The sequence below is a fragment of the Geodermatophilus sp. SMS 5-13 genome (genome assembly GCF_059428245.1).
In genome coordinates, this window is the sequence record NZ_CP165729.1 from 660,726 (window position 1) to 677,201 (window position 16,476).

A 16,476-nucleotide genomic window follows, 5' to 3' on the forward strand; every position below is an offset into this window, starting at 1 on the left:
TCCGGCGGATCGTGCGCACGGCCGAGCTGCGCCCGGACGACGTCGTCCTCGAGATCGGACCGGGACTCGGCTCGCTGACCCTCGGGCTGCTGGCCGCGGTGCCGGCCGTGGTCGCCGTCGAGATCGATCCGCGCCTGGCCGACCGGCTGCCGCACACCGTCGCGGAGCGCGCGCCGGGGCTCGCCGACCGGCTGACCGTCGTGCAGGCCGATGCCCTGCGGGTGCGGGAGCTGCCCGGCCCGCCGCCGACCGCGCTGGTGGCCAACCTGCCGTACAACGTCGCCGTGCCGGTCCTGCTGCACCTGCTCGAGCTGCTGCCGACCGTGGAGCGCGCGCTCGTCCTCGTGCAGGCGGAGGTGGCCGAGCGGCTGGCCGCCGCGCCCGGGAGCGCGGCCTACGGCGTCCCCTCGGTCAAGGCGGCCTGGTACGGCGAGGTGCGCCGCGCGGGGTCGATCGGCCGCCGGGTGTTCTGGCCCGAGCCCAATGTCGACTCCGGCCTGGTGGCGCTGGTCCGTCGTCCGCCCCCGCCCGGTGACCGGGCCGCGACGTTCGCCGTCGTCGACGCCGCGTTCGCCACCCGCCGCAAGAGCCTGCGGGCCGCGCTCGCCCGCTGGGCGGGCAGCCCCGCGGCGGCCGAGGCGCGCCTGCGGGCGGCCGGGATCGACCCCGCGATGCGGGGCGAACAGCTCTCCGTCACGGATTTCGCCCGCCTCGCGGCCACGCCCGTGCCGCAGGATGAACGGCCATGAGCTGGTCGACGTCCGGAGGGCCGGGGCGCATCGCCGGGGGCGGCGCCGTCGTGGCCCGCGCACCGGCGAAGGTGAACGTCCACCTGTCCATCGGCCCGCTGCGGCCCGACGGCTACCACGACCTGCAGACCGTCTTCCTCGCCGTGTCGCTGTTCGACACGATCACCGTCCGGCCCGGCGAGGGTCTGTCGCTGAGCGTCGCCGGCGAGGGGTCGGCGCCGGGCTCGTCGGTGGACCGGGTGCCCACGGACCGGCGCAACCTGGTCTGGCGGGCCGCCGTCCTCTTGGCCGAGCAGGCCGGGGTCAAGGCGCACGCCTCGATCGACATCGCGAAGTCGATCCCGACCGCGGCCGGACTGGCCGGCGGCAGCGCGGACGCCGCCGCCGCACTGGTCGCCCTCGACGCGCTGTGGAACACCGGCGCCACCCGCGGCGACCTGGCCGGCCTGGCCGCGCAGCTCGGCAGCGACGTCCCGTTCAGCCTGCTCGGCGGGGTCGCGCTCGGCAGCGGCCGCGGGGAGCGGCTCTCGCCCGTGCTGGCCCGGCGGCAGACGCACTGGGTGCTCGGCATCGCGCGGGAGGGGCTGTCCACGCCGGCGGTCTACGCGGAGCTGGACCGGCTGCGGGCCACCGGCCGTCTCTCCGACGGCACGGAGACGCCGTCCCCGGAACCGGTCATCGCCGCGCTCAGCGGCGGCCCGTCGTCGGCCGTGGCGGCCGTGCTCGCCAACGACCTCGAGGCGCCCGCGGTCGCGCTGCGCCCGGAGCTGCGGCGGGCGATGCGGGCGTCGACCGACGCGGGGGCGCTGGCCGCCTTCCTCAGCGGCTCCGGGCCGACCGTCGCGGCGCTGGCCGAGGACGAGGACGCCGCCGTCCGGCTGGCCGCGGCGCTGTCCGGGGAGGGCGTCTTCCGGACGGTGCGCGTGGTGCACGGCCCCGTGCCGGGCGCCCGCCTGGTGGGCTGAACCGCTTCCATCGCCCCGTGGCGCCGCAGTCAGGGGACGGCGGGGTCCTCCACCAGGCCGGGGGACGGGTCGAGGTGGGAGAGGCCGTTGTAGGCCAGGTTCACCAGGTGCGCGGCGACCTCGCGCTTGCCCGGTGACCGGGTGTCCAGCCACCACTGCCCGACCAGCGCCACCATGCCGACCAGCGCCTGGCTGTAGAGCTCGGCGAGCTGCGGGTCGTAGCCGCGGTGGGCGAACTGGTCGCCGAGGATGTGCTCGACCTTGCGGGCCACCTCGCCGATCAGCGAGGAGAACGTCCCCGTCCCGCTGGTGACCGGGGAGTCGCGGGTGAGGACGCGGAACCCGTCGGTGTCGTCCTCGATGTAGTCCAGCAGCACCAGCGCGGCCCGCTCCAGCAGCTCGCGGGGCGAGCCGGGCGTGGACAGCGCCGAGGCGAACCGGTCGAGGAGCAGCTGCATCTCGCGGTCGACGACGACGGCGTAGAGCCCCTCCTTGCCGCCGAAGTGCTCGTAGACGACCGGCTTGCTGACGTCGGCGCGGGCGGCGACCTCCTCGATGGAGGTGGCCTCGTAGCCCCGCTGGCCGAACAGCTCGCGGCCGATGTCGAGCAGCTGCTGGCGCCGCTGGGCACCGGTCATCCGGACCCGTGGCCGGCCTGCGCTGCTGGTCATGGTCCTCATCGTGCCCCTCGACGGGGTCCGCCCGGGCGATCGGCGGGGGCCGGATCGCCCGGGCGGAGGAGTGGCGGGGACGCTCAGGCCTCGGCCGGGGTCCGGCGCTTGGCCGCCAGCCGGACCGGGTCGGGCCACTTCACGTCGCGGGCCCAGCCGAGCTTCTCGAACAGCCAGATGGTCCGCGCGCTGATGTCGATCTGGCCGCGGAGCACGCCGTGACGGGCGCAGGTCGGGTCGGCGTGGTGCAGGTTGTGCCACGACTCGCCCGCGCTCAGGATCGCCAGCGGCCAGAAGTTGGTCGACCTGTCGCGGGCGGCGAACGGCCGCGAGCCGATGGTGTGGCAGATCGAGTTGATCGACCAGGTCACGTGGTGCAGCAGGGCCACGCGGACCAGACCGGCCCAGAAGAACGCCGTCCACGCGCCGGTCCAGCTCATGGTGACCAGGCCGCCGATCAGCGCCGGCAGGAAGATCCCGATCCCGGCCCAGAGGATGAACAGCCGGCTCGTGCGGCGCAGCGCGGCGTCCTTGAGCAGGTCCGGGGCGTAGCGCTCCGGGTTGGTCTGCCGGCGGTCGAACAGCCAGCCGATGTGGGCGTGGAACATGCCCTTGGTCAGCGCGCGCAGGTCGTCGCCGTAGCGCCAGGGGGAGTGCGGGTCGCCGGCCCGGTCGGAGAACGCGTGGTGCCGCCGGTGGTCGGCCACCCACTGCACGACCGGCCCCTGGATGGCGACGGAGCCGGCGATCGCCAGGGCGATCCGCAGGCCCCGCTGGGCCTTGAACGAGCCGTGCGTGAAGTACCGGTGGTAGCCGACGGTGATGCCCAGGCAGGCGACCGCGTAGAAGACGACGAACAGGGTGACGTCGGTCCAGGACAGGCCCCAGCCCCACACCGCGGGCACGACCGCGGCCAGGGCGAGGAAGGGCACGAGGACGAAGACGTAGAGCGCGATCTGCTCGACAGCGCCCTTCTCGGCGCCGAGGGCGTTGGCCGGGAGACCGGCGTCCGGGGCGGCCGGGCCGACCGCGCGGGCGACCCGAGGGCGGGTCGCGGGCCGGTCGAGGGCGGGAGCAGACAAGGGGCCTCCGAGGTGCTGAGCGGGACGGGGAGACGGCCGCGGAAGACCCGCTGCCGGAGAAAGCTACGTCGCCGTAACCTACGTGCCCGTAGGGATGCCCGCCATTCGGACTCTCCAACCGTCCGCGCCTCCGACGGCGCGCGGCCCTAGGCTCGTCGCGGGGGCCGGGGCAGAACCGGCGCCCGCCGGCCGTTGCGGCGCAGTCCGGAGCCGGTCGATGGGGGATGGGGTAATCGGCAGCCCGCCGGCCTTTGGAGCCGGGAAGTCTCGGTTCGAGTCCGAGTCCCCCAGCGAGAAGGTCCCACCAGCGAGAAAATCCCACCAGCGAGAAGGTCCCACCAGCGAGAAGGTCCCACCAGCGAGCCGGCCGGGACGGCGTCCCGGCCGCAGCCGACCACGCGATCGCTCGAAAGGCGCCCAGTTCCGTGAGCCCGCAGTCCTCCCCGGCGGCCGTGGCCGCCGTCGTCGTCCTCGCCGCCGGCCAGGGCACCCGCATGCGTTCGGCCACCCCGAAGGTCCTGCACAGCCTGGGTGGCCGCTCGATGCTCGGCCACGTGCTCGCCGCCACCGAGCCGCTGGGTGCCACGCGCACGGTGGTCGTCGTGGGCGCCGGCCGCGAGGCGGTCGAGCGTCACCTGGCCGAGATCGCTCCTGAGGCGCTGGCCGTGTTCCAGGACCAGCAGCTGGGTTCGGGGCACGCCGCGGCGATCGGCCTGGACGCGCTCTCCGGGATCGAGGGCGCCGCGCTCATCGTCAACGGCGACGCGCCGCTGCTGCGCGAGGCCACGGTCCTCGACCTCGTGGCCACCCACCGGGAGGACCGCAACTCGCTGACCGTCCTCACCGCCGTGGTGGACGACCCCACGGGTCTCGGGCGGATCGTCCGCAACCGTGACGGGGCCGTGCGCGCGATCGTCGAGGAGCGGGACGCCGACGAACGCCAGCGCGAGATCCGCGAGGTCAACGCCGGCGTCTACCTCGGGGACATCGCCGCCGTCCGCGACGCGCTGCGCGAGGTGAAGGGCGACAACGACCAGGGCGAGATCTACCTGACCGACGTCCTGGCGCTGCTGGTCCGCGACGGGGCCCGGGTCGGCGGGCACATCGCCGAGGACCCGGCCGACGTGCTCGGCTGCAACGACCGGCGCGAGCTGGCCGCCCGCCGGCGCACGCTCAACGACCGCGTCCTGGACGAGCTGATGGTCTCGGGGGTCACGATCGTCGACCCCGCGACGACATGGGTCGACGTCACCGCGACCGTCGGGCCGGACGCCGTCCTCCAGCCGGGCGTCCAGCTGCTCGGCCGCACCTCCGTCGCCGCCGGGGCCGTGGTCGGTCCGGACAGCACGCTCACCGACTGCGAGGTGGGGGAGGGGGCGAGCGTCGTCCGCTCGCACTGCACCGGCGCGGTCATCGGTCCGGAGGCGACCGTCGGCCCGTTCAGCTACCTGCGGCCGGGCACCCGGCTGGGCCGGGGCGCCAAGGTGGGCGCGTTCGTCGAGACCAAGAACGCCGACGTCGGCGAGGACTCGAAGGTGCCGCACCTGTCCTACGTCGGCGACGCCACCATCGGGCGCGGCGCGAACGTGGGTGCCGCGACTGTTTTTGTGAATTACGACGGAGTGCACAAGCACCACACGACCATCGGGGACCACGTGCGCATCGGCTCCGACACGATGCTCGTGGCGCCGGTCACCATCGGGGACGGCGCGTACACCGCGGCGGGCTCCGTGATCACCGAGGACGTCCCCCCGGGCGCCATGGGTGTGGCGCGGGCCCGGCAGCAAAATGTGGCAGGCTGGGTGAGCCGCCGACGGGCCGGGACGCCCGCGGCGGAGGCTGCGGCAGCGGCCGATTCCCGGGCGACCACCTCCGATGAGCCCGGGAGCTCCGCGACGGACGACCAGTAGGGGCGAAACAGCCGATGAGCGCGATCCGGCAGACGACCAGCAAGAGCCTGATGCTCTTCTCCGGCCGGGCATATCCCGAGCTGACCGAGGAGATCGCTGGTCACCTCGGCGTGACCACCACGCCCACGGCCGCGTACGAGTTCGCCAACGGCGAGCTGTTCGTGCGCTTCGAGGAGTCCGTCCGCGGCTGCGACGCCTTCGTCGTGCAGAGCCACGCAGCGCCGATCAACACCTGGCTCATGGAGCAGCTGATCATGGTCGACGCGCTCAAGCGCGCGTCGGCCAAGCGGATCACCGTCGTCGCGCCGTTCTTCCCCTACGCCCGGCAGGACAAGAAGCACCGCGGCCGCGAGCCCATCTCCGCCCGCCTGGTCGCCGACCTGTTCAAGACCGCCGGCGCCGACCGGCTGATGACCGTCGACCTGCACACCGCGCAGATCCAGGGCTTCTTCGACGGCCCGGTCGACCACCTCTTCGCCCTCGACCTGCTCGTGGACCACGTCAAGGAGCGGTGGGGCGACCACGACCTCACCGTCGTCTCGCCCGACTCCGGCCGCGTCCGCGTGTCCGAGCGGTGGAGCGACAAGCTCGGCGGCGTACCGCTGGCCTTCATCCACAAGACCCGCGACCCCATGCGGCCCAACGAGGTCGTCGCCAACCGCGTCGTCGGCGAGGTCGAGGGCCGGGTCTGCATCCTGGTCGACGACATGATCGACACCGGCGGCACGATCGTGAAGGCCGCCGAGACGCTGTTCGAGGCCGGCGCGGCCGACGTGATCGTCACCGCCACCCACGGCGTCCTCTCCGGCCCGGCGGTCGACCGGCTGAAGAACAGCCGGGTCAGCGAGGTGATCGTCACGAACACGCTGCCGATCGAGCCGTCCCGCCAGTTCGACAAGCTGACCGTCCTGTCGATCGCCCCGCTCCTGGCGCGCGCGATCAAGGAGGTCTTCGAGGACGGCTCGGTGACGAGTCTGTTCGGCGGCGCCAGCTGAGTTCCGGGCCTTCGGTACCGCGGTACCGAAAGCCCGGGGACGGCGTTCCAGGACGCTGAGGTAGCCTGGTTGCGTCGCCCGGCGAGGGAGGCGGTTCGTACCGCGCTCCGTGATCGACGTGCTGTGCTCCTGATGGTGTGCCGCGCGCCTGCGCCGGACCGCCGAACACCCGATACCTAGGAGCACACCACCGTGGCTGACTTCCGCCTCGTCGCCGAGGCCCGCACCGAGTTCGGCAAGGGCAGCGCCCGCCGGACCCGTCGCGCGGGCCGCATCCCCGCCGTCCTCTACGGGCACGGCCAGGACGTCGTCCACCTGTCGCTGCCCGCCCGCGAGTTCGCCGCGGCGCTGCGCAACGGCGGGGCCAACGCGCTGCTGACCGTCGTCCTCGACGGCACGGAGCAGCTGGCGCTCACCAAGTCGGTGCAGCGCGACCCGCTGACCCGCCAGCACGAGCACGCCGACCTGCTCATCGTCCGCCGCGGCGAGAAGGTCACCGTCGACGTGCCCGTCCACGTGGTCGGCGACGCGGCTCCGGAGACGCTGGTGCTGCACGAGCTGAACACCGTCTCCATCGAGGCCGACGCGACCCGCATCCCCGAGACCATCGAGGTCGACGTCACCGGCAAGACCGCCCAGGACAGCATCACTGCGGCGGACCTCGTGCTGCCGTCCGGCGCCACCCTGGTGACCGACGGCGCCGCCGTCGCCGTCGCGTTCCAGGCGGCGCAGAGCGCCGAGGCCCTCGAGGCCGAGCTCGCCGAGGCCGAGGCCGAGGCCGGCATCGAGCGCGAGGAGTCGCACGCCGCGGCCGAGGGCGCCGGCGAGGGCGACGTCGTTCCCGAGCCGCAGGACCAGGGCAGCGGCGAGTCGATGGAGTCGGCCGAGAAGTCCGCCGACAACTGAGGCTTGGCGCTGACCGACAGCAGGACCCGCGGGGGCGCCGGCACGGCCGGCGCCCCCGTCGTCGTGCCCGAGGGCCCCTTCCTGGTCGTCGGGCTCGGCAATCCCGGACCCGGCTACGCCGGCAACCGGCACAACGTCGGCGTGATGGTGCTCGAGGAGCTGGCCGAGCGCGCCGGCATCCGCCTCTCGCCCGGCAAGGGCGCACGGGCCCGGGCGCTGTCCGGCGAGGGCCGGCTGGCCGGGCGCCGCGTCGTCCTCGCCCGGCCGACGACCTACATGAACGAATCCGGCGGTCCGGTCCGCGGCCTGCTCGACTACCACCACCTCGACCGGGCCGACCTCGTCGTCCTGCACGACGAGCTCGACCTCCCGTTCGCCAGCGTCCGGCTCAAGCGCGGGGGCGGCGAGGGCGGCCACAACGGTCTGCGGTCGATCACCCGGTCGGCCGGCAGCAAGGACTACCTGCGGGTGCGCGTGGGCATCGGCCGCCCACCCGGCCGGCAGGACCCCGCCGACTTCGTGCTCAAGGACTTCTCCGCCACCGAGCGCAAGGAACTGCCGTTCCTCCTCTCCGAGGCCGCCGACGCCACCGAGCTGCTGCTCGCCCGCGGCCTGGAGGCGGCCCAGAACGACGTCCACCCGCGCACCTGACCGGCTGCCCGCGCGGGTGATCACGCCGCCCCCGAAGGGTGAACACGGCCCTTCCGGGTTGACCAGCCACGTCACGCACAGTGAGGTTTCTTCCTGGCAGGCGGCTCGGTTGTCGCTGGTCGGGTCCTTTCGGGTGACCCAGCCCCCGCGATCCGCGCCTGCTCCGACCACGGTGAGTAGTCGTCGGCAACGGGGGGAACATTGCTTGTCGAACAACGGGGGACGGCGGCCGTCCCCGAACTGCGCTCGGCGCCGCTGTCGCAGCTGGGCGCCGAACGCCTCGGGTTCCCGTGGCGCTCGCCGCGCCGCGCGTGGGTGGACCGCTACCGCGCCGTGCTGATCGCGCTGGAGGTCCTCGCCGCCGCGGCCGCGGCCGGTGGCGTCCTGCTCGTCCACGCCGAGGCGCCCGTCGGGAGCGTGCTGTTCTGGGCGTCCTGCGCGCTCGTCGCCGTCTGGCCGGTGCTGCTCGCCGCCGTCGGCGCGCACTCCGAGCGCGTGTTCGGCACCGGCAGCGAGGAGTACCGCCGCGTCGTCAGGGCGGGACTGCTGCTGCTCGCCGCCGCCGGCTTCCTGTCCTACGCGGCCGGGCTGGACCTCTCCCGCTCACTGGTCGCCGTCGCCGTGCCCGCGCTGGCCCTCGGCACCGTGCTGCTGCGCTTCGCCGCGCGCAAGGGCCTGGGACGCCTGCGCGGCCGGGGGCACTGCACCAAGCGCGTGGTCGTCGTCGGCCGGGGCGGGGCGGTCCTGGACCTGGTCGCGGGCCTGGAGCGGGCGTCGTACGCCGGCCTGCGGGTGGTCGCGGCCTGCGTGACGCCGGCGGACCAGCGCGCCGTGCGGGACTCCGCCGGCCTCCCGGTCGCGGGGCTCGACGACGTCGTGGACATGGCCGTGCGCCACGGTGCCGACACGATCGCGGTGACGTCGGCCAGCGAGACCGCCGCGGAGTACCTGCGCCGCCTGTCCTGGCAGCTGGAGGGCACGGGGCTGGAGCTGCTCGTCGCGCCGGGGCTGATCGAGGTCGCCGGCCCGCGGCTGCACATCCGGCCGTTCGAGGGCCTGCCCCTGCTGGCGGTCGAGGCGCCGCGGTTCGAGGGGTGGCGCCGGGTCGTCAAGGTCGGGGTCGACCGGTCGGTGGCCGCGCTGGCGATCGTCCTGCTGGCACCGGTGCTGCTCGCCATCGCGGCGGCGGTGCGGTTCTCCAGCCCGGGACCGGTCTTCTACCACCAGGAGCGGGTCGGCGTGCACGGCCGCACCTTCCGCATGATCAAGTTCCGCAGCATGGTGGCGGACGCCGACCGGCGGCTCGAGGCGCTGCGGAACGGCAACGAGTCCGACGGCCTGCTGTTCAAGATGCGGGAGGACCCCCGGATCACGCCGGTCGGCCGCGTCCTGCGCCGGCTGTCGCTCGACGAGCTGCCGCAGCTGTTCAACGTGCTCGGCGGCTCCATGTCCCTCGTGGGTCCCCGGCCGCCGCTGCCCAGCGAGGTCGCGCGCTACGACACGTCCGTGCGCCGCCGCCTGCTGGTCAAGCCCGGGCTGACCGGGCTGTGGCAGATCTCCGGCCGCAGCGACCTGCCGTGGGACGAGGCGGTCCGGCTGGACCTCCGCTACGTCGAGAACTGGTCCTTGTCGCTGGACCTGCTGATTCTCTGGAAGACCGGCCGGGCGGTGCTGAGCCGTTCCGGTGCGTACTGACCGGACGGTCACCGGCTCCAGGAGGGCGTCACCCGCGGGGGTGACGCCCTCCTGGCGTTCGGGGTCGTATCGGCACCGCATCGCTCACGCTGGTCAGGCGTTCGAGGTCCCGACCCCGGGTCGGCCGGGCGCGGACGGTAGCGCCGGACGAACGGACGGGGAGCACGATGCGGATCGCCATGGTCGGGACACGCGGTGTCCCCGCCCGCTACGGCGGCTTCGAGACCGCCGTCGAGGAGGTCGGCCGCCGCCTGGTGGCCCGCGGGCACGACGTCGTCGTGTACTGCCGGACGACGACGGGGCAGACCGAGCGCCCCGCCGAGTACCTCGGGATGCGGCTGGTGCACCTCCCGGCCGCCCGCAAGCGCGCGCTGGAGACCCTCAGCCACTCGGCGCTGTCGATCGCGCACCTGCTCGCGCACCGCACCGACGCCGCCCTCGTGTTCAACGCCGCCAACTCCCCGCTCCTGCCGGCGTTGCGCCTGGCCCGCATCCCCGTCGCCACTCACGTGGACGGCCTGGAGTGGAAGCGCGCGAAGTGGGGCCCGGCCGGACAGCGCTACTACCGGGCGGCGGAGTGCCTGGCCGTCCGCTGGTCCGACGTCCTCATCGCCGACGCGCAGGGGATCGCCGACTACTACCGGCGCGAGTTCGGCGCGCCCACGACGCTGCTGACCTACGGCGCGCCGCTGATCGCGCCCGGATCGGACCGGCTGGCCGAGCTCGGCCTGGAGCCGGGCGGCTACCACCTCGTGGTGGCCCGGTTCGAGCCGGAGAACCACGTCGACGTCATCGTCGACGGCTACCGCCGTAGCGCGGCGCGCAAGCCGCTGGTCGTCGTCGGCTCGGCTCCGTACGCCGACGAGTACACCGCCCGCGTGCACGGCCTGGCCGACGACCGCGTGCGCTTCCTCGGCGGGGTGTGGGACCAGGTGCAGCTCGACCAGCTGTACGCGCACGCCTACACCTACGTGCACGGGCACTCCGTCGGCGGGACCAACCCCTCCCTGCTGCGCGCGCTCGGCGCGGGCAGCGCGATCGTCGCCTACGACGTGGACTTCAACCGCGAGGTCGCCGCCGACGCCGGCTGGTACTTCGCCGACGCGGGCGACGTCGCCGCCCGCCTGGAGGAGGCGGAGGCCGCGCCCGACGCCGTCGTGGAGGCCGGGGCCGTGGCCCGCGTGCTCGCCGGCCGCTACGACTGGGACGACGTTGCCGACGGCTACGAGCGCCTGGCGGAACGGCTCGCCGCGCGCGCCTACCCGAAGCGCCGGCCCGACGGACGGCGACGCGAGGACGACGTCGTCCCGCTCGAGGAGCTGCTCGTCCCCGCGCCGGCGCCGGCGGTCGAGGACCTCGGCCGGCTCACGCTGCCGCAGCCGCGGCTGGCCTCCGGTGGAGCGCAGCAGTGACCGCCACCGCCCGGCCGGTCGCACCGGTCACCGAGACGCTGCCCGAGACCCTGCGGCGGCTGTCCGCGGCGCAGAAGGGCACCAAGGGGGCGCCGGCCTACTCGCGCTTCGTCAACCGGAGGCTGGGCCGCGTCCTCGCGGCTCTCGCCTTCCACGCCCGGCTGACGCCCAACATGGTCACCGCCATCAGCGCGTGCTTCACCGCGACCGCGATCGCGCTCGTCGCGCTGGTCCGCCCGTCGTGGCCGGTCGGCGTCCTGGTGACCGCCTGCCTGGTGCTCGGCTACGCCCTCGACTCCGCCGACGGCCAGCTGGCCCGGCTGCGCGGCGGCGGCTCGCCGGCGGGGGAGTGGCTGGACCACATGATCGACGCGGCCAAGATCTCGAGCCTGCACCTCGCCGTCCTCATCGGCGCCTACCGCTTCCAGACCGTCGACCGGGGGGCATGGCTGCTCGTCCCGATCGGCTTCTGCGTCGTGGCGGCGGTGCTCTTCTTCGCCACGATGCTGAACGAGGCGCTGCGCGAGCGGCACGGGGCGGTCACCCGCGCCCAGCGCACCGCGGAGCGGCCGAGCGTGCTGCGCTCGCTGCTCGTCGTGCCCACCGACTACGGGCTGCTCTGCTGCGTCTTCCTGCTGATGGGCGCACCCCTGGCCTTCTTCTCGGTCTACACCGCGCTGTTCGCGGCGACGGCGGGCTACCTGCTGCTCGCCTGCGTCAAGTGGTTCCGCGAGATCGGCCGCCTGCCCCGATGACCTCCAGTGACGACGGCGGCGCCCGTACGGGTGACGCCGGGAAGAAGGCCGCAGTGACCAAGACCCTCCCGTCGACCAAGGGCCCGGCGCCGGACGGCGCCCGCCGCCGCCGGGGTCTGCTGCTCGCCGGCGCCGCGGTCGTGCTGGCCGCCGCGCTCGTGGCGCTGCTCCTGGTGATCAACCGCGACGAGGGGACGGCGGAGGCCGCGGACGGCGCCGCCGCGGCGAGCACCACGGCGACCCGCGACACCGGCGTCGTCCCCAACCCGCCCACGCCGACCCCGACGGGCCCGACGGAGAACGTCGACGAACTGCCGGCGGCGCTGCCGGAGGTCCCGCTCGACTCCCCGGCCGCGGTCGGCAACGGCGTCGTCGCCACCCTGACCGGGATCGAGGCCGTCCAGGGCACCGCCAACGGGCCGGGGAACATCGCCGGGCCGGCCATCCGGGTCACCGTGCACGTCGAGAACGGGACGGCGGAGCCGATCACGCTGGCCGGCGCCGCCGTGAACATGTACTACGGCGCGGACAAGACCCCGGCGTCGCCGCTCGACGACCCGTCGCAGCGGCCGTTCGGCGTCGACATGGTGGCTCCCGGCGGGTCGGCCGACGGCGTCTACGTGTTCACGGTGCCCTCCGACGCCCGCGACGCGGTCACCGTCGAGGTGGGCTACCAGGCCGGCGCCCCGCTCCTGCTGTTCACCGGCCCGGTGCGCTGATCGCCCGTCCGGGCACCGAGAACCGCGTCCCGAGGAGGCGGCACACCTTTCCCAGGTGTGCCGCCTCCTCGCGTTGTGCGGCCACCGGGCACCACCACGCAGAGTGAGATGTGGGTCCCTCGAACGGCGGATTCTCGCAGTTCCTCGCCCGTTCGTGTGGTGCGGGGAGGTCGATCTTCGTGTCATCGTCACTCTCAGTACGCGTCGATCCGGTTCGCCGGGCCGGCGATGGGGGACTACACGGGGGAACATCCATGTCTGCACTGCCGGCGCGCAGGTCCACGCGCGCCCTGTCCGGGTTCGTAGCTCTGCTCATGGCCGCCGGCGCCACGGCCCTCCTGCCCGGGGTGGCGCAGGCCGACTCGCGCCCGCTGACCGCGTCCGCGGCCACGCCGCCCACCGTGGCGGCCGACGCGCTGCCGACCGTGCAGATCGACGGCGTCGCCTGGGCGCAGGCCGTCGTCGGCAACACCGTCTACGTCGGCGGCTCGTTCACCTCCGCCCGCCCGGCCGGCGCGGCCGCGGGCACGAACGAGACGCCGCGGTACAACCTGCTCGCCTACGACATCCGCACCGGTGAGCTGATCACCTCGTTCGCGCCGAACCTCAACGGCCAGGTCCTCGCGGTCACGGCCTCGCCCGACGGCTCGCGGGTCTACGTGGCCGGTGACTTCACCGAGGTCGACGGCCAGGTCCGCAAGCGGGTGGCGGCGTTCGACACCGCCAGCGGCACGCTGCTCAGCACCTGGCACCCGAACATGCAGAGCCAGGTGCGCGCGATCGCGGCCACCGGCGACACCGTCTACCTGGGCGGCAGCATCACCGCCGTGGGCGGCGTGAGCCGCAGCCGGCTGGCCGCCGTCCGCGCGGCCGACGGCGCCCTGCTGCCGTGGGCGCCGGTCCCTGGCGTCGGCTCCACCGCCGGCAACAGCGACGGCAACAAGGCCACCAGCGACCAGGTCATGTCCCTCGTCGTGACGGGGAACGGCAGCCAGGTCGTCGCGGCCGGCCGCTTCGACTCGATGAACGGCGTCAAGGCCACCGGTGTCGCCGCGCTCGACCCGGTGACCGGCGCGACCCGGCCGTTCGCGGCCAACCAGAAGATCACCAACCAGGGCATCAACTCGGCGATCTACAGCCTGACGACCTCCGGCGACCTGGTGATCGGCACGGGCTACGACTACTACGGCCCGGGCAACCTCGAGGGCTCCTTCGTCGCGAAGGCCGACGGCGGCGCGATCGTCGAGGTCAACGAGTGCCGTGGCGACACGTACTCGAGCTACGTCACCGACGGCGTCGTCTACGTGGCCAGCCACACCCACGACTGCGCGGCGATCGGCGGCTACCCGGAGCAGCCCACCCGGGTGCACAAGTTCGGCACCGCCTACACGCTGGCCCCGACCGGCACGCTGAAGACGCACCTGCTCAAGGGCTCCAACTTCCTGAACGCGCCGTCCGGGTCGAACCTGGCGTGGTTCCCGACCATCACGCCCGGCACGTTCACCGGCCAGGGCCAGGCCGGCTGGAGCGTGACCGGCAACGGGAAGTACGTCGTCTACGGCGGTGAGTTCCCGCGGGTCAACGGCGTCGGGCAGCAGGGCCTCGTCCGCTTCGCCGTCCCGGACATCGCCCCGGACAAGGTCGGCCCGGCCGCCTCCGACGCGCTCACCCCGGTCGTCACGGCCGCGGGGCCGGGCAGCGCCAAGCTGACCTGGACGGCGACCAGCGACCAGGACAACGAGAACCTCACCTACCGCGTCTACCGCGACGGCGAGACCACGCCGGTGTACACCGCGCTGCAGGCCTCGATGTGGTGGAGGACGCCCGCGATGACGTTCACCGACACCGGCCTGACCGGCGGCTCCCACCGGTACGTGGTGACCGCGACCGACCCGTTCGGCAACACGGTCACCTCGGGCGCGGCCACCGTCGAGGTCGCCGGCGTCCCGGCCCCGGGCACCGCGCAGAGCTACCCGGAGCTCGTCCGCGCCGACCGTGCCACGAACCAGTGGCGGCTCGGTGAGACCTCCGGGTCCACGGCGGCCGACAGCATCGGCGGCGCCGCGCTGACGATCGGCAGCGGAGTCACCAAGGGCGTCGCCGGCGCCCTGGCCGGCGACGCGAACACCGCCTACTCGTTCACCGGCAGCCCGTCGGCGAGCCTGGCCACGCCGACCGCCACGGCGGCGCCCGGCACGTTCACCGAGGAGGCCTGGTTCCAGACCAGCTCCAAGAACGTGCGGATCATGGGCTTCGGCAACGCGCGGACCGGCAGCAGCAGCACCTACGACCGCCAGGTCTACCTGGACGGTCAGGGCCGGATCGTGTTCGGCGTCAAGCAGACGGTGCTCTGGATCTTCACCCAGGACCGCCTCGTCACCAGCACCGCGAGCGTCAGCGACGGCAAGTGGCACCACGTCGCCGCGACGATGGGCCCGAACGGCATGGCGCTCTACGTCGACGGCGTGCTCGTCGGGTCGCGGGCGGACACCACCTCGGGCCTGGCCTACAACGGCTACTTCCGGGTCGGTGCCGACCGCGGCATGTCGAGCAGCGCCAGCACCTTCACCGGCCGGATCGACGAGGTGGCGCTCTACGGCTCGGTGCTGTCGGCCCAGCAGGTGGCGGCGCACGCCACCCTCGGCCGCAACGGCAAGCCGGCGAACGTCGCCCCGACGGCCCGCTTCGGCACCGTGACCGACGACCTCGACCTCGCGGTCGACGCGTCGCCGTCCGTCGACCTCGACGGCACGGTGGCGAGCTACGCCTGGAACTTCGGCGACGGCGCCACCGTGACGGGGAAGACCGCCGCACACACCTACGCCGCGGCGGGCACGTACACCGTCACGCTGGCCGTCACCGACGACCGGGGCGCGACCGGCACGACGACCGTCCCGGTGACGGTGGTGGCCAACCGGCTGCCCACGGCGTCGTTCACCACCGCGGTCAGCGAGCGGACGGTGAGCCTCGACGCGGCCGCGTCGGCCGACCCGGACGGCACGGTGGCCTCCTACCGCTGGGACTTCGGTGACGGCGCCACCGGCACCGGGACGACCGCGGCGCACACCTACGCGGCCGACGGCACGTACACGGTCACGCTGACCGTGACCGACGACGACGGCGCGACCGGCACGAGCGGCCAGGACGTGACGATCTACGTCCCGGTGGTGCTCGCCTCGGACGCGTTCGACCGGACGGTGGCCAGCGGCCTGGGCACCGCCGACGTCGGCGGCGCCTGGACGATGTCCAACGGCACCACCCGCCAGTCGGTGGCGCCGGGTGAGGCCACCCTGCGCCTGGACGCGGCCGGCAACATCACCGGCTCCTACCTGGGACAGGTCGCCGAGACCAGCGCGGACGTGCTCACCACGTTCTCGCTGTCGGCGGCGCCGACCGGGAGCGGAGCCTCGGTGTACGTCACCGGCCGTCGGGTGGGGACCAACCTGGAGTACCGCGCCCGGCTGCGGTTCCTGGCCGACGGCTCGGTGCGGCTCGCGCTGACCAAGCTGGCCGGCACGTCCGCGGAGACAGTCATCGGCAGCGAGGTGACCGTTCCCGGCCTCACCTACACGCCGGGCACGCCGCTCTCGGTGCGCGTCCAGGTCTCCGGCACCGGCACGACGCAGCTGGCGGCCGCGGTGTGGCCGGCCGGCTCGCCGGAGCCCGGCGTCGCGACGGTGACGCGGACCGACGCCGAGGCGGCACTCCAGGCGCCGGGCGGACCGGCCCTGTCGGCCTACCTGTCCGGCAGCGCCACGGCGCCGCTGGCGGTGCGGTTCACCGGCCTGTCGGTGACGCCCGTCCGCTGACCGCGGACCCTTCCGACGCCGTTCCCGGCCGCCCCTCGAGGCGGCCGGGAACGGCGTCGTCCGGCTGCCGCGCCGACCGGTCCGCGTCGTCCGACCGGGCACCATGAAAGTCACTGTGAGTGATCAGATCGGACCACCCGTTCGGGCCGCGCCGCAG

13 protein-coding genes and 1 tRNA gene are annotated in these 16,476 nt (G+C 74.1%); 12 read left to right on the forward strand and 2 right to left on the reverse strand.

What is annotated here, in order from left to right; translation table 11 throughout:
• Positions 1-11 precede the first annotated feature (11 nt).
• Positions 12-749: a 16S rRNA (adenine(1518)-N(6)/adenine(1519)-N(6))-dimethyltransferase RsmA gene (rsmA, locus tag AB3388_RS03195; RefSeq protein WP_495409305.1), complete on the forward strand. Its 738-nt coding sequence runs from the start codon at positions 12-14 to the stop codon at positions 747-749.
• Positions 746-1,714 (forward strand): 4-(cytidine 5'-diphospho)-2-C-methyl-D-erythritol kinase, encoded by a 969-nt coding sequence (locus tag AB3388_RS03200; RefSeq protein ID WP_495409306.1) that lies wholly within the window; start codon positions 746-748, stop codon positions 1,712-1,714. Before rsmA ends, AB3388_RS03200 begins: the two co-directional genes overlap by 4 nt.
• 29 nt (positions 1,715-1,743) lie before the next feature.
• On the opposite strand, the gene AB3388_RS03205 is transcribed toward AB3388_RS03200, so the two are convergent.
• Complete coding sequence (locus AB3388_RS03205) at positions 1,744-2,385, reverse strand: TetR family transcriptional regulator (RefSeq protein WP_495409307.1); 642 nt, start codon at positions 2,383-2,385, stop codon at positions 1,744-1,746.
• 83 nt (positions 2,386-2,468) lie between these two features.
• Positions 2,469-3,467, reverse strand: coding sequence for an acyl-CoA desaturase (locus AB3388_RS03210; protein WP_495409308.1), 999 nt, complete (start codon positions 3,465-3,467; stop codon positions 2,469-2,471).
• 218 nt (positions 3,468-3,685) lie between these two features.
• On the opposite strand from AB3388_RS03210, the gene AB3388_RS03215 reads away from it, so the two are divergent.
• The 10 genes from AB3388_RS03215 (at position 3,686) to AB3388_RS03260 (ending at position 16,319) form a co-directional block, all read left to right on the forward strand.
• Positions 3,686-3,758 (forward strand) — tRNA-Gln (locus tag AB3388_RS03215).
• Positions 3,759-3,892: 134 nt separating this feature from the next.
• Positions 3,893-5,377 carry a bifunctional UDP-N-acetylglucosamine diphosphorylase/glucosamine-1-phosphate N-acetyltransferase GlmU gene (glmU, locus tag AB3388_RS03220; protein ID WP_495409309.1) on the forward strand — a complete coding sequence of 495 codons (1,485 nt, stop codon included), beginning with the start codon at positions 3,893-3,895 and terminating at the stop codon, positions 5,375-5,377.
• A gap of 14 nt (positions 5,378-5,391) precedes the next feature.
• On the forward strand, positions 5,392-6,372 hold the full coding sequence (locus AB3388_RS03225) for a ribose-phosphate diphosphokinase (protein ID WP_495409310.1): 981 nt from the start codon (positions 5,392-5,394) through the stop codon (positions 6,370-6,372).
• Positions 6,373-6,564: 192 nt separating this feature from the next.
• Positions 6,565-7,278 (forward strand): 50S ribosomal protein L25/general stress protein Ctc, encoded by a 714-nt coding sequence (locus AB3388_RS03230; protein WP_495409311.1) that lies wholly within the window; start codon positions 6,565-6,567, stop codon positions 7,276-7,278.
• Between the two features lie 3 nt (positions 7,279-7,281).
• Complete coding sequence (gene pth, locus AB3388_RS03235) at positions 7,282-7,929, forward strand: aminoacyl-tRNA hydrolase (RefSeq protein ID WP_495409312.1); 648 nt, start codon at positions 7,282-7,284, stop codon at positions 7,927-7,929.
• 201 nt (positions 7,930-8,130) lie between these two features.
• Positions 8,131-9,624, forward strand: a complete 1,494-nt coding sequence (locus AB3388_RS03240; RefSeq protein WP_495409313.1) for a sugar transferase — start codon at positions 8,131-8,133, stop codon at positions 9,622-9,624.
• Positions 9,625-9,803: 179 nt separating this feature from the next.
• Positions 9,804-11,036, forward strand: a complete 1,233-nt coding sequence (locus AB3388_RS03245) for a DUF1972 domain-containing protein (protein WP_495409314.1) — start codon at positions 9,804-9,806, stop codon at positions 11,034-11,036.
• Positions 11,033-11,791: a CDP-alcohol phosphatidyltransferase family protein gene (locus AB3388_RS03250; RefSeq protein WP_495409315.1), complete on the forward strand. Its 759-nt coding sequence runs from the start codon at positions 11,033-11,035 to the stop codon at positions 11,789-11,791. Before AB3388_RS03245 ends, AB3388_RS03250 begins: the two co-directional genes overlap by 4 nt.
• Positions 11,788-12,510, forward strand: a complete 723-nt coding sequence (locus AB3388_RS03255) for a hypothetical protein (RefSeq protein WP_495409316.1) — start codon at positions 11,788-11,790, stop codon at positions 12,508-12,510. Before AB3388_RS03250 ends, AB3388_RS03255 begins: the two co-directional genes overlap by 4 nt.
• A 254-nt stretch (positions 12,511-12,764) precedes the next feature.
• Positions 12,765-16,319 carry a PKD domain-containing protein gene (locus AB3388_RS03260; protein WP_495409317.1) on the forward strand — a complete coding sequence of 1,185 codons (3,555 nt, stop codon included), beginning with the start codon at positions 12,765-12,767 and terminating at the stop codon, positions 16,317-16,319.
• Positions 16,320-16,476: the final 157 nt, after the last annotated feature.

Bases quoted from the DNA above. Each gene is read 5' to 3' on its own strand.
- AB3388_RS03200 (WP_495409306.1), top strand. From the start codon at position 746: ATGAGCTGGTCGACGTCCGGAGGGCCGGGGCGCATCGCCGGGGGCGGC.
- AB3388_RS03205 (WP_495409307.1), bottom strand. From the start codon at position 2,385: ATGACCAGCAGCGCAGGCCGGCCACGGGTCCGGATGACCGGTGCCCAG.
- AB3388_RS03225 (WP_495409310.1), top strand. From the start codon at position 5,392: ATGAGCGCGATCCGGCAGACGACCAGCAAGAGCCTGATGCTCTTCTCC.
- AB3388_RS03245 (WP_495409314.1), top strand. From the start codon at position 9,804: ATGGTCGGGACACGCGGTGTCCCCGCCCGCTACGGCGGCTTCGAGACC.
- AB3388_RS03255 (WP_495409316.1), top strand. From the start codon at position 11,788: ATGACCTCCAGTGACGACGGCGGCGCCCGTACGGGTGACGCCGGGAAG.
- AB3388_RS03260 (WP_495409317.1), top strand. From the start codon at position 12,765: ATGTCTGCACTGCCGGCGCGCAGGTCCACGCGCGCCCTGTCCGGGTTC.